Consider the following 12,279-nt stretch of genomic DNA (forward strand, 5'->3'; position numbering starts at 1 on the left):
CCGGGACTCCGACATGACGAGAGTAGGAGAGCTCACCGGACTCACGCCATTACTCTGGTTGCTTTAAGCGCCCAGACAGCACCGCAAAAGGCCGATGAATAAATGTGCGAGACAAAATTTTCGTTTAGAAAATTACATGACTTTGGCACAGAAACGACACAACCGCTACCTACCGTAGAAACCATCGAACGCAAAGGATATGAATTCGATGAAACAGTTCACAACCATCGTTAACTATGCCCTAAGTACCAGTGCATTGCTGCTGCCCGTAGCCCTGATGATGCCTTCGGCCCAAGCTGCAGTCAATCAGAAGGTAACGCCCATGGGAGCCCAACGAGCCCTGCATAACCAGCCGCAACCGATTTTCACCTCGTCTCAGCCACAAACCCTGGCCGTCAACCACAAAGTCACCCCCATGGCAGCCCAACGAGCCCTGCATAACCAGCCGCAACCGATTTTCACCCAGTCTCCGCCACCAGCTCTCGCTGTCAACCACAAAGTCACCCCCATGGCAGCCCAGAGAGCGCTTCACGCAGATCAATAGGGACGGGCAAAATCCTCAGCTCAAAAGATTGATGGGTTGACTCTGCCAAGGTTCGTTCTATTGCTCAGAGTTAGTCCATCAATCTGCATTCAAGAGCCCCTAAACACAGACGTTTGAAGGGCACTGTATAACCTTCAAACGTCGTTCCACTGTTTTAGGGATCGCGTTCTAGTTGGTTCCGTCACGACGGCACAGATCAACCTTACACACAAGCACCCCTCATTACTGGTCAACATTACTGGTCAACATTAAAGCTGGGTTGAACGAAGCAGCCGAGTTAAGGCTTTATCAAACATGCGCCATCATCCTCGCAATCGCGATCGCCCCCCTCGCTACCCGCAATGGCAACTGCTCTGTTTTGGCATTTTGGTCGGATTGGCCCTAGCGGGTCGATTGGTCGGCCTAGCCGTTAGTTGGGCACATTGGCAATCTGCTCAAAAAACCTCTCACCCAGGAACGTCGTCTACTTACCTTAAGCAAGAGTAAACATGTCAACGCTTGCGATCGCCCACAACAGATCGCAGGCCCCCTCGTGAAGACAATGGAACCGCGATCGCGCAGCTCCCTTTCGACCCGTCAGCATCTCAAATAAAACCAAGATACTTCGATAAGCGATAGGCAAAAATGATGCCCAAAATGCCTCCGATCATGCCAAAGAAAATAGAGCTCAAAGAGAGTAAGCTACCGCCCCACAAAACGGGAAAGTAGCTACCCATGGTGGAGCCCAAAAATGTTCCAATCCCAATTAATAAGCGATTCATTGATGACAGTCCTCGAACCTGATGAATGTCACGTGTCAGCCTGAAGGACTAAATCCTGGCGGACGTATTTTCAGACCGCAAGCTTTGATCATGAAATGCGATTGAGCTAACCTTAAAGACTGGATGTGTTGATGCAGTGTTAAAGCTGTGTCAATGGGATGGCGAAAGTCATTCCCAGATCTCATGAGCGATCGCCTACTCGCCACCCCTTAAGCATGGCAACTCCATTCAGGTCGGCCTGTCATTTAAGCCGATTTCTGGTCATTTAAGACAAACTGAATATTGAGATTCGTTTGAGTTAATGGGGCATTTTTCGGATTATTGAAATCTTTATGTCAATGCCAGCAAATTGACATTCTGTTGACACACTATTGCCATATAGAGTCGTCATTTTAAGAGTGTTCGTATAATTTGAGCACTCATGATGACAAGCACCAAAAATCTGCGACAGCTTCACCGTTTTCTGGCGCCAGTGATGTTACTCCCTATTGTCCTAACGGTTATCACTGGGTCACTCTTTCAACTAGGCGAAATGTTAGGCCGCGAGGACAGCGTCGAGTGGTTACTCGACATCCATAAAGGCAATTTTGGCATCATCGATTTGCAGGTAATTTATCCGTTCCTCAACTCACTAGGCTTGTGCTTGCTCGTCGCCACCGGCATCGTGATGTGGCTACAGCCGAAGCGTCGCTTTCAAAAAAAGCTCAATTCGTAAGATCGAGGCTGATCGCTGATGCCGCTTTTTAGACTGGAAGTAGGCACCATCAAAAGTTCGAGAGAGGGAGGCATTTTGCGACATCCACTCAGCCATCGGGGAGTTGCGATCACCACTCGCGTCGGGATTTGGAGCGCCGCCGTGCTGACGGCACTGGTGGGTTGCGTCAATATCTGGTCTGCCGCAACCCCAAGTCTGCCCGCTCGCTTAGCCTGGCTAGAGCAGTTTTTGCCCCTCGAAGTCAGGGCCGGGGGCCATCTATTTGCAGCGTTGAGCGGCTTTTTCTTGCTGGCGCTGGCGGCTAATTTGCTGCGGCGCAAGCGGCTGGCTTGGTGGTTGACGGTGGGGTTGCTGGGGGTCTCCATTCTGAGTCACCTGGTCAAAGGATTGGACTACGAAGAAGGCTTGCTGGCACTGGTGTTACTGTTCCAGCTCCTGTGGTTGCGGCCGGTCTTCACGGCTCAGTCCGATCGCCCCTCCATCGTGCAGGGCTTGCGAGTCCTCATCGGGGCGGTGCTCTTTATTCTGGCCTATGGCACGTTGGGGTTTTGGCTCCAAGAGCGTCAGTATGCCGCTGCTTTTAGCTTTGCCGCAGCGATCGCCCAAACGCTAGCGATGTTTTTCACCGCTGACAGTGGCGGACTGCAACCGATGACCCGTTTTGGGCGCTACTTTGCCGCGTCGATCTACGGGGTCAGCTTTGTCACCTTGCTCTATGCCGTCTGGATGCTGTTTCGCCCCGTCATTTTTCGCGGGGCCGCCAGTGAAGAAGAGCGGCAACGGGCACAAGCGATTGTCGAGCAGCATGGGCGATCGTCTCTGGCGCGATTTGCCTTGCTAGAGGACAAGTCCTACTACTTCAGTCCCTCAGGGCAATCGGTCATTGCCTACGTGCCCAAGGGCAGGGGCGCGGTGGCGCTGGGTGATCCGATTGGGCCAGCCAGCGATCGCCAGGAAACCATCCTGGGTTTTCGCACCTTTTGCAGTCGCAACGACTGGCACCCGGCGTTTTATCAAACGCTGCCCGACGATGTGAGCCTCTACCGTTCCTTGGGCTTTCGGGTGCTGAAAATTGGCGAAGAGGCGATCGTGGATTTGCACCGCTTCACGTTAGAGGGAAAAGCGGGCCGGAATTTGCGCACCGCCATGAACAAGTTCACCAAGCAGGGCTATCGGGTGCAGTACTATCCGCCGCCGATCAGTCCCGAACTGCTGGCAGAACTGCAGGCGATCAGCGACGACTGGCTCGACTCCGTGCAGGGAGCGGAAAAGAAGTTTTCTCTCGGCTGGTTTGACCCAGACTATCTACGAGACTGCGAAATTGCCGTCGTGGAAGATCCTCAGGGTACGCCCCTCGCCTTCGCCAACTTGATTCCGGAGTATCAGCTCAACGAAGCCACCATTGACCTGATGCGCCACCATCGCGGCTTAGAACGGGGCGTGATGGACTACCTGTTCACCTCGCTGTTGCAGCATTGCAAAGGGCAGGGCTTTGACACCTTTAACTTAGGGCTGGTCGTGCTTTCAGGCGTAGGCGCAGATCCTCAAGCGCCACCGCTAGAAAAAGGCATGCACTACCTCTATGAGCACCTCAACCAGTTCTACAACGTGCAAGGTTTACGGACTTACAAAGAGAAGTTTCAGCCGCGTTGGGAGCCGCGTTATTTTGTCTACCCGCGCCTGGCCGCCCTGCCTGATGTGGTGGTAGCGCTGGTGCGGGCTGATTCGGGCGATCGCCTGCAAGACTACTTCGGCGCGGAGTTCTTTAGTATGCCGCTGACCACTGGCCTGAAACAATTGTCACGGCTGGGGCCAATACTGCTCAGCCTGGGCTTATTTGCCCTGTCAGGGTGGGCCATCAGCCACGAATTGCGCCAATACAGTCTGCCAGACATTCTCAGCAGCATTGCGACCATCCCCAGCTGGGCGTTGGCCCTGGCGATCGCCCTCACCGTCATGAACTACGTCTTTCTCACCGGCTACGATACTCTGGCGACCTATTTTGTGCGCCATCCCCTACCCTACCGCCAAACAGCCTTAGCAGCATTCATCAGCTACGCCATCAGCAACAGCGTGGGCTTCGCCTTGCTCAGCGGTAGCGCCATTCGCTATCGCTTTTACACCGCATGGGGACTGACACCAGGCCAAATTGGACAAATCATCGCCTTTTGCAACCTCAGTTTTTGGCTTGGGTTATTTGCGATCGGGGGGCTGGTGTTTGCCGTAGAACCGCTGTCAGTACCGGGAATTTTGCACTTGCCCTTTGATACGGTGCATCCCCTCGGCCTCATCTTTTTGAGCAGCATTGCCGCCTACCTCATCCTCAGTCGCTTTAGCCACCGCCCCCTCAAACTGCGGAGTTGGGTAATGCCCCACTTACCGATACCCCTTGCCTTAGCGCAAATTACTGTCGCTGCCTGCGATTGGGCCTTGGCCGCCGCCGTGCTGTATGTGCTGTTGCCCACTCCCCCTGGGGTGAACTATGGCATCTTTTTCGGTAGTTACCTGCTGGCCCAAATCGCGGGCGTGATTAGCAATGTGCCAGGCGGTTTAGGCGTGTTTGAAACGGTGCTGCTACTCCTGCTCTCGCCACCCATACCCTCAGAACAATTGCTCGGCGCGCTCCTGGTATATCGGGCAGTCTACTATCTCTTACCCTTGGGGTTAGGTGCAGGGTTGCTAGGTCTTTATGAGCTACGGCAGCACCAAACGATCAACTCAGTTCAGTCAAAGTCATGAGGGTTCGGGTGCTAGGGCATCGATATCTGAATCAGCGCCTGGGGGCGATCGCTCATTATTCTTAAAAGTTCATAGCCCCGCTAACGGTATGCCCCTCCCCCCGATGCGCATAGGCATGTCCTCATGCAGTGCGTTACTTTACCGATCGAATAAAGCGCTGTGCATAGCTGCTGGTTTAAGCAACTGACCGATTGAGCTGCTGGGCAAATTACCAACGGTTCTGAATGAGGCCATCAGCAATATCTCCGTTTTATATCAAATCAAACCCACTGAGAGGAGAGTAAACGTTATGGCGTATGAGCTGCCCACACTACCTTACGACTACACAGCACTGGAGCCCCATATCTCCAAAAGCACGTTGGAGTTTCACCATGACAAGCATCACGCCGCTTATGTCACAAAGTTCAATGCCGCAGTCGAAGGCTCGGACCTCGACTGCAAACCCATTGAGGATGCGATCAAGACTTTAGCGAAAGATCCTGAAAAAAGTGGCGTTTTTAACAATGCCGCCCAGGCCTGGAACCACACGTTTTACTGGCACAGCATGAAGCCCAGTGGCGGCGGCATGCCTCAGGGCGAGCTGGCCAAGAAAATCGAGGCTGATTTTGGCAGCTATGAAAAGTTTGCTGAGGCGTTTAAGAATGCCGGGGCAACTCAGTTTGGCAGTGGTTGGGCCTGGCTGGTGTTGGATGGAAATACTCTCAAAGTCACCAAAACCCTGAATGCTGATAATCCCCTCACTGCCGGACAAGTTCCCCTAATCACGATGGATGTCTGGGAGCATGCCTACTATTTGGATTATCAGAATAAGCGCCCCGACTACATCGGCGCGTTCTTAGGCAGTTTAGTGAACTGGGATTTTGCTGCTAAGAATCTAGCAGCGGCTTAGAAGTCATTGAATTTGCTCATGGCTCTATCGTTCTGATAGAGCCGTTTTCTTGCTCGCATTTCAGGTTATTGCAGGTTATTGATCGTGATATTACAACCCGATTATCCCCAAATTATTTGGTCATTTGAATATCGCGGCTGGACACTCGAAGTTGACCGTAGCGACACCGACGGTCAGGAAGTATATGCCGTTTGGGCAAATAATAGTGTCGGATGCGCGATCGCGGTGCCCCGAGCAACGACGAAAGAAGAAGCAATTCGACGCGGGAAGCAGTACGTAGACCGCCGCCTCTAAAAGTTCGCCGCCTCTTAACGCCTACTTTTAACAAGCTGACCGCAGGCCCTTTTCGTTCAAATACAATCACTGGATGCTCTGGCTATGGCTTGCCGCGATCGCGACGCAGCCGCCTGCAGCCGGGTCAAAGTCTCCACCGCCACACATTGGGATTTTGGCCAGGATATCTCCGGTCTGGACTACACCATCGCGATCGCCCCCAGGCGAGGCCGCTGCTCATCCCGGCAAACTGACGTCTTGTCGTCTTGTAGCAGAACTGTCGTTTTCGCCTATCATTTATGTGCACCAGATGAGGCGTTACCGCCACGCTGCCGCTAAGTTCAGCTCAGTGATGTGGGTACCCTCGTGAATGATGATCACCCGACACTAGGTACTGTCATGATCGTTTGCCCTAACTGTAATCATCAAAATCCTGATGGTGCAGTCCAGTGTGAGGCTTGCTATACCCCCTTGCCAGTGCTGGCGACTTGCCCCAGTTGCCAAGCAACAGTGCAGTCAGACGCAAGCTTTTGTGGGCAATGTGGGTTTGACCTCAGGACGGTGAGCCCTGCGGCCAGTCAATCGGCGAGTACTGTGCCCAGTGCGGAGAGCGCTAGTGAACCAGATTACGAAGCCACGGTGCCCGGCATTGATGACGATGTCGAAATTCCTGAATTGTTGCCGCCCGAGCCCTTAATCGCAACGGCCCCGGCTGCCCCCCCGACCGAAGCGGCCAGCCCGCCAGGACCACCACCGCCCCTGCCCGAGACACCCCCCAGTATTGCGGCACCGCTTGAGAACGGGCCAAATGAGCCCATGACGGCTCCGCCGGCACCTTTACCAACCAGTCCGGGGGCCGGAGCGGCAAATCTGGGTTCAACGCAGCTACAAATTAATCAAGCCAAGCTGTTGCACGTTCAGACCAACACGACGCTGGAGCTACCGCCGCAGTTAACCATCATTCATCTGGGGAAGCCCAACGATCGCATTCCCCCAACCATTGACGTGTCAGGGTTCCCTGATTCAGAAATTGTTTCACGGGTCCACGCCAACCTTCGAGTTGAGGGCGACATCTACTACATTGAAGACGTGGGCAGCTCTAACGGCACCTATGTCAACAACATGCCGTTACCCCCAGGTAACCGTCACCGACTGCGGGCGGGCGATCGCATCGCCCTGGGTAAAGGAGATAAAGTTACTTTTATTTTCCAGTCTGGCTAAGTAGTTTACGCTTAAGCTAATTTCCAGCTCATGCCAGCAGTTTGCTATCGCCTATAGGTTGAGAGATGTGATTACTCTTTCGCTGCTACATCCTCTGAATAAAAAACCCGTCCAGCACTGGACGTTCGAAGAAGACTCCGTCATTCGAATTGGTCGCTCTACCGAAAATCAGGTGGTGCTCTACAGTGCCGTGGTCTCTCGCCATCATGTGGAATTGCGGCAAACGGATGCCGGTTGGGAGATTGTGAATCTCGGCACCAACGGCACTTACCTGGATGGTAAGCGGGTGGCCCAAGCGATCGCGGAAGATGGAATGGTGATTCGGCTGGCGCGTTCTGGCCCCAACATTCAAATCAACATCAGCCAAGAGGCCCCCGACTCGATGAAGGCATTGCGCCAACTGCAATCCAACGCCGAGAGTCGCACCAAGGTCGAGTTTAACGACACCCATTCCGCTGATGCCCATCCGACCCGCATTGATCCAGATCACAAGACCACTTCCGAGACATCGCCCTCTGTGCAGTCTTAACGCCAACGTGTTGTGAGCCGGGAGATGAGCCATGGCGCTAGGTGACCAGGTCTACGCGATGCGTGAGGTGGCGGGGGTGCCGGGCGTCTATGAGCACCACGGCATCGACTGTGGCCCCGATGCCATCGTTCATTACTACAAAGGGGGCGACGTCCCCACTGTTACCAGCACCCCAAGGGACTTGTTTGCGCGGGGGGGCCGAATTTTTGTGAAGCCGCGATCGCTGGCTTTTTTGCCGCACATCGTGGTGCAGCGGGCCCAGAGTCGGTTAGGCGAACAGCGCTACGACCTGCTGACCAACAACTGCGAACATTTTGCCAACTGGTGCAAAACGGGCCGCAACGACTGTGAACAACTGGCAGGCTTTGGGTTACAAATCGATCGCTATAACTTGCCCGACTTGCGCCGCTTGATCGAGGGTACCGCCAGCGATCGCGCCCCAGACGAAGCCATTGCCCTTTTTCACGATGCCTTGGGTAATATCGCCGCCGCCCACCAAACCCTCAAGCGCGAATATGACCAGGCCCGTCAGGATATGGACACCTGGGAACGGGTGGCAGCGGCCGCTTTGCAGCGCGATCGCGAAGACCTGGCCCGCGCCGCCCTGCATCGCAAAGTGGCCGCCAAGAAAAAGGTGGATCACCTCACTGAGCAACTCACGGAGCTGGTCGATGTGCAGCTAACCTTGGAGCGCAATCGCCTGCGGGCCGCTGAGCGCTCCTCCTGAGCGTTTGCGCAGAGAATTGGTCGGACAGGCTGCCAGTCTGCCTCCATCGCCCACCCATTAAAGGCGATAAGGCACTTTAGGACAGCCAGGATGGCCATCCAACAAGAGCACATTACAAGCGCCCCAGAACGGCATTACCAAACCCTTACAGGATTCGGCTTGGGAGAGGGCTTTGGGGAGAAGATTCAGGCAGGGCTAAACGCATACGACGGCGGTTCCCACTGATTAAATCCCCCTGCTTAAAGCGCGAGCCCAGGCCACTCTGACATTGGCAGCTCGGTGGTGACACGGTGCATGCCAGCGGCGGCAAAACGCGCATAAGCTTCATCGGCAGCATCGGTGAAGTCCACCACGTCGGGCACCACGACGGGAGACGTGCAGTCTTCCAGCAGATACACTTTTTGCGCCAGTTGTGGATCGCGGGCGTTGATTTCCGTCAGGAGATCTTCTACCGACCAGGCCACACAGTGACTCTTAGCCTGACCCGCCACCACGATCGCATCAAAATCCAGCAGCTTGTCGGTAAATCGCTGATTCTTGCGAGCGATCGCGCTCCCTTGACTGTCTTCCAACACTTCAGGACTCAGGACAGAATAGTTTTCCGTCAGGGGATTGCTGCCCTTGACTTCATACAAGGTCGGACTGTGGCGGGCGATGGAATGAAAGAAACAAGCTTCTTCAATGGCGGACACGAGGGCGTGCCCAATGCCCCCCAACATGGAATGGTACGGCCAAATCGTGAGGGGATATTTGCTGTCGTAGGTGAGCCGCCGGGTATAGTGCAGCGCAAACTCTTGCAAATCTTCGACCGCCATGTAGGGGGCCATCTCCGGATTGACCTGCCATTTTCCGGCCACCACGTCGTCGTAGCTGATCATGGTCATCGGTGCGGGGGGATTGCCCTGACTGTCAAGCCAGAATAAGGGATGGAAAATTTGGGCAGCGGTGTGAGTATCCAGAGTCGGGGCGATCGCGGTAATGACGCCCAAGTTTTGGTAGATGAACTGACACAATCGGCGATTGTCGTTCAGTGCGCCCTGGCCCGATCGCCCGCCCACATACAGTTCAAACTCAGGTAGGCAGAACGTATTTTGCACGTCAATGAGTAAGAGACATAGTCGTAGCGGATCTTGACTCGCAGGAGCAATGTCTTGCTGTTGAGCCCAGGCACGGGCCGCGATCGCCCGTTCTTGATAGGGCACACGATAGACCTGCGTCACTTGGTCAGCTTGGACAAAATCGGGGACCGGAAGGGTGGTAACAGGGGGCATAGTAGAAGTCCGAGACTACAAATCAGCAATCTGGACTAATCGCGATCGCGCCCGCGCTGGGGGCATCACCACAAAGAGACAAAAGATTGCCGTGATGGTGATTAACTTAGCAATTTCCACACCGATCAGCGATGTACTCTGCAACTGCTCAGGCTTGAGGCATCGTCGGTTAAAAATCGTAGCGCTGCCCGTTATAAGCGAAAGTCAACCGCCATAATGTGTCCTAAATAGCGCCAAAGTTTGTGAGTCAGTTTTCTTCGTCCGACAATTTACCCCGTCCCGCCTCAGAAAGCGTTCCTGTTCAGAATCACGAGGCTACATTCGACATCATTCAAGCATCCGTGCTGGGACTGTGGGAAGTCGTGAATAATCTCACGCGCATTCGCCCCACGAAGCGCGATCGCTATCGGGTCACCATCTTTGGCTCGGCCCGCATGCAGTCTGAAGATGCTCTCTATGCAGGAGTGCGCCAACTCGCCAGCGAACTCACCCTCCTGGGCTGCGACATCATTACTGGGGGCGGCCCAGGGCTCATGCAAGCCGCCAATGAAGGCAGTGTCATCGCTGACCCCGAAGATCTCACCCGGTCCATTGGCATTCGCGTCGCGCTGGAGTTTGAGCAGGCGGGCAATCCATTTATCGAAGAAATGTACAGCCACCGGACGTTTTTTTCGCGGCTACACCATTTCGTGCTGATTTCGGATGCGTTTGTGGTGGTGCCGGGTGGCATCGGCACTAGCTTAGAAGCGTTGATGATTTGGCAACTGTTGCAGGTCCGCAAACTGCACCAAACGCCGCTGATTTTCGTCGGCGATATGTGGGCCGACTTGGTGAGTTGGGTCGATCGCTACATGATCCAGCGGGCGCCCGCCCTGGCCGATCCCGCCGATTTATCCATTCCCCAATGTGTCACAGACTGCGAGGCCGCGATCGCCCTGCTCAAAGCCTCCCATGCCCAATGGCAACAGCGTTCGGAGCCCTAATAACTGACTTATGAAAAAGGTTTTTCTGCTCGATACCAATGTGCTGCTGCATGACCCAGAGGCCATGCGGCGGTTTCAGGATAATGATGTGGTGTTGCCCATCACTGTGATTGAGGAACTCGATCGCTTCAAAAAGCAGCCCGACATGGTGGGACGCAATGCCCGCCATACCTCGCGGCTCTTGGATGAGTTACGCCGCACGGGCAATCTGACAGAGGGGATTCCCGTGAGTCCGGCTGGCGGCACCCTCAAGGTGGTGCTGTGTCACCGGGAGACGTTGCAAAAACTACCGGTGGAATTAGAAGGCGATAAAGGCGACAACGCCATTTTGGCCGTCGGGCTGGAGCTCAAACAGCACTGCCAATGTCCCGTCATTTTAGTCAGCAAAGACACCAACTTGCGGATTAAAGCCGATGCCCTGGCCTTGGCCGCTGAAGATTATGAAACCGACAAAGTGGATGTCGAAGAGCTGTATAGCGGTGCCTGTGAGCTCTCGACAACGCCGGATCAAATCGATCAGTTTTATGCCCATAAGACCCTCGATCTGCCCGAGGCAGTGTACCCCCATCAGGCGGTGACCCTGGTGGATGTGACCAAGCCAGACCACACGGCGATCTCGATCGCCGACAGTCGCGGGCAGTCGCTCCAAGCCTTAACCCGGCAACCCAAAGAGGGCATTTTGCACATTCGCCCGCGCAATCGCGAGCAAGCCTTTGCTTTAGAACTGCTGCTGGATGATGCCGTCCCGTTAGTGACTTTGGAAGGGAAGGCGGGGACGGGGAAAACCCTACTAGCGATCGCGGCAGGGCTGCATCAAGTCATCAACGAAAAGCACTACACCCGACTGTTAATCTCGCGCCCCATTGTGCCCATGGGCCGTGATTTGGGATATCTGCCCGGCGACATTGGCGAAAAACTCAGCCCCTGGATGCAGCCCCTGTACGACAATTTTGACTTGATTTTTGGCACCACCGACTCCACTAATAAGCCCGCCCACTGGCGACGGGGCCACGAAGAATTGATGGAGCGGGGCTTACTGCAAATCGAGCCGCTGACCTACATTCGTGGGCGCAGCATTCCCAAGCAGTTTTTGATTATTGACGAGGCCCAAAACCTGACGCCCCATGAAGTCAAGACCATTCTCACCCGAGCGGGCGAGGGCACCAAAATTGTGCTGACGGGCGATGTAGACCAAATCGATAGCCCCTATCTAGATGCGGCTAGCAACGGCATTTCCTACGTGGTGGAGCGGTTCAAAACCGATCCCTTGGGCGGGCACATGACGTTGATCAAAGGCGAGCGATCGCTCCTCGCCGAGCGCGCCGCTACTCTGCTGTAACTCACCGCCGGGGAAGGTTCCCTTGTTCTGAGACTTTGACCGTGACGGTTTGGGGAAATCGATAGGGAACCGTCCCCTTTGCCCCTGACTGATATCGCAATCCGCAGTCATGGGCAAAGAGCTCAAAAGTTTACAGAATGGGCATTGAATCTCAGTGTGAACAGTCGGCTCGGCTGTTCAGGAACAGGCAAGATGCCTGTCCGACAAAACTTGGATTTGATCAAGCCCCGCTTCCTCAGCCCCTCGTTTTTCTGCCAAGGCGATGAACAGAGCTATCTGCGCAACGCT

13 protein-coding genes are annotated in these 12,279 nt (G+C 54.7%); 11 read left to right on the forward strand and 2 right to left on the reverse strand.

What is annotated here, in order from left to right; translation table 11 throughout:
* The first annotated feature begins 208 nt into the window (after window positions 1-208).
* Together DYY88_RS19655 and DYY88_RS19660 are read left to right on the forward strand one after the other, a co-directional pair.
* Window positions 209-544, forward strand: coding sequence for a hypothetical protein (locus DYY88_RS19655; protein WP_044151003.1), 336 nt, complete (start codon window positions 209-211; stop codon window positions 542-544).
* 294 nt (window positions 545-838) lie between these two features.
* On the forward strand, window positions 839-1,030 hold the full coding sequence (locus tag DYY88_RS19660; protein ID WP_130199534.1) for a hypothetical protein: 192 nt from the start codon (window positions 839-841) through the stop codon (window positions 1,028-1,030).
* A 98-nt stretch (window positions 1,031-1,128) separates the two neighbouring features.
* On the opposite strand, the gene DYY88_RS24310 is transcribed toward DYY88_RS19660, so the two are convergent.
* Window positions 1,129-1,305: a hypothetical protein gene (locus DYY88_RS24310; RefSeq protein WP_160299505.1), complete on the reverse strand. Its 177-nt coding sequence runs from the start codon at window positions 1,303-1,305 to the stop codon at window positions 1,129-1,131.
* Window positions 1,306-1,780: 475 nt separating this feature from the next.
* Between DYY88_RS24310 and DYY88_RS19665 the strand changes: the two genes are divergently transcribed.
* The 7 genes from DYY88_RS19665 to DYY88_RS19695 all read left to right on the forward strand — a co-directional run bounded on the left by DYY88_RS19665 (window position 1,781) and on the right by DYY88_RS19695 (window position 8,398).
* Entirely contained in the window at window positions 1,781-2,020 is a 240-nt protein-coding gene (locus tag DYY88_RS19665) for a PepSY-associated TM helix domain-containing protein (RefSeq protein WP_236146304.1), read from the forward strand.
* 75 nt (window positions 2,021-2,095) lie between these two features.
* Complete coding sequence (locus tag DYY88_RS19670) at window positions 2,096-4,759, forward strand: phosphatidylglycerol lysyltransferase domain-containing protein (protein ID WP_236146305.1); 2,664 nt, start codon at window positions 2,096-2,098, stop codon at window positions 4,757-4,759.
* A 289-nt stretch (window positions 4,760-5,048) separates the two neighbouring features.
* Entirely contained in the window at window positions 5,049-5,648 is a 600-nt protein-coding gene (locus DYY88_RS19675; protein WP_039725534.1) for a superoxide dismutase, read from the forward strand.
* Window positions 5,649-5,732: 84 nt separating this feature from the next.
* Window positions 5,733-5,942, forward strand: coding sequence for a hypothetical protein (locus tag DYY88_RS19680; protein WP_084607196.1), 210 nt, complete (start codon window positions 5,733-5,735; stop codon window positions 5,940-5,942).
* Between the two features lie 378 nt (window positions 5,943-6,320).
* A complete protein-coding gene (locus DYY88_RS19685; protein ID WP_039725535.1) occupies window positions 6,321-7,142 on the forward strand; it encodes a double zinc ribbon and FHA domain-containing protein in 822 nt (273 codons plus the stop codon).
* 67 nt (window positions 7,143-7,209) lie between these two features.
* The gene (locus DYY88_RS19690; RefSeq protein WP_044151004.1) at window positions 7,210-7,671 is read left to right on the forward strand and encodes an FHA domain-containing protein; all 462 of its coding nucleotides are present in this window, start codon (window positions 7,210-7,212) and stop codon (window positions 7,669-7,671) included.
* 31 nt (window positions 7,672-7,702) lie between these two features.
* Window positions 7,703-8,398 carry a lecithin retinol acyltransferase family protein gene (locus DYY88_RS19695; RefSeq protein ID WP_039725536.1) on the forward strand — a complete coding sequence of 232 codons (696 nt, stop codon included), beginning with the start codon at window positions 7,703-7,705 and terminating at the stop codon, window positions 8,396-8,398.
* A 239-nt stretch (window positions 8,399-8,637) separates the two neighbouring features.
* Here the strand turns inward: DYY88_RS19695 and DYY88_RS19700 are convergent, their stop codons facing one another.
* Window positions 8,638-9,669 carry a cysteine hydrolase family protein gene (locus DYY88_RS19700; RefSeq protein ID WP_039725537.1) on the reverse strand — a complete coding sequence of 344 codons (1,032 nt, stop codon included), beginning with the start codon at window positions 9,667-9,669 and terminating at the stop codon, window positions 8,638-8,640.
* Between the two features lie 242 nt (window positions 9,670-9,911).
* Between DYY88_RS19700 and DYY88_RS19705 the strand changes: the two genes are divergently transcribed.
* Together DYY88_RS19705 and DYY88_RS19710 are read left to right on the forward strand one after the other, a co-directional pair.
* Window positions 9,912-10,652, forward strand: coding sequence for an LOG family protein (locus DYY88_RS19705; RefSeq protein ID WP_039725538.1), 741 nt, complete (start codon window positions 9,912-9,914; stop codon window positions 10,650-10,652).
* A gap of 10 nt (window positions 10,653-10,662) precedes the next feature.
* Entirely contained in the window at window positions 10,663-11,991 is a 1,329-nt protein-coding gene (locus DYY88_RS19710; RefSeq protein WP_039725539.1) for a PhoH family protein, read from the forward strand.
* Window positions 11,992-12,279: the final 288 nt, after the last annotated feature.

It is taken from the genome of Leptolyngbya iicbica LK, from assembly GCF_004212215.1.
GTDB lineage: Bacteria > Cyanobacteriota > Cyanobacteriia > Phormidesmidales > Phormidesmidaceae > Halomicronema > Halomicronema iicbica.